A 614-nucleotide genomic window follows, 5' to 3' on the forward strand; every position below is an offset into this window, starting at 1 on the left:
CCGTCGCGAACCGTCAGGGAGCGCGCGGCAATGGCTGCACGCAACTGCAAATCGCTGCACCCCCCGCATTTTTCCGGCCCGGCCGCGCTTTGTGTTGCAAGGAGCGCACAGAGTAGTAACGTACCTACATGACAACGCAGACAATCTAGGTACATAGGTACGAAATGAAGGTGATCACCAGCCGCGAATTCAATCAGGACGTCAGCGCCGCGAAGCGATTCGCGCGCGCGGAGCCGGTGTTCGTCACCGATCGCGGGCGCCCCACCCATGTGCTGATGAGCATCGACATGTTCCGCCGGCTGAACGGCGAGCGCGAGAGCATCGTCGACTTGCTCGCCCTGCCCGCCGGCGCGCCCGACACGGCGCTGGCGCCACCGGAGCGCTGGTGATGTTCCTGCTCGACACACCGATCGTCTTCGAGCTGCGCAAGGCGCGGGCGGGCGGCGCCGAGGCGGGGCTCACCGCCTGGGCATCGGGCGTGGCTCGCGAGCGGCTGTTCCTCTCGGCGATCTCGCTGGTGGAACTGGAGGCTGCCGCTGCCGAAGCGGCGCGGCGCGACAAGGCGGCGGGCGCGATGCTGCGGAGCTGGATCGACGAGCGGCTCGTCCCCGCCT

2 protein-coding genes are annotated in these 614 nt (G+C 67.9%); both read left to right on the forward strand.

Annotated elements, in window-relative coordinates:
- Window positions 1-164 precede the first annotated feature (164 nt).
- A complete protein-coding gene (locus tag MTF66_RS38410; RefSeq protein WP_137862356.1) occupies window positions 165-389 on the forward strand; it encodes a type II toxin-antitoxin system Phd/YefM family antitoxin in 225 nt (74 codons plus the stop codon).
- Window positions 389-614: hypothetical protein (locus MTF66_RS38415; RefSeq protein WP_248530353.1), on the forward strand; the 226-nt coding region annotated here is incomplete at its 3' end. The genes MTF66_RS38410 and MTF66_RS38415, both read left to right, overlap by 1 nt.

The organism is Pseudoalteromonas sp. 2CM39R (genome assembly GCF_023161845.1).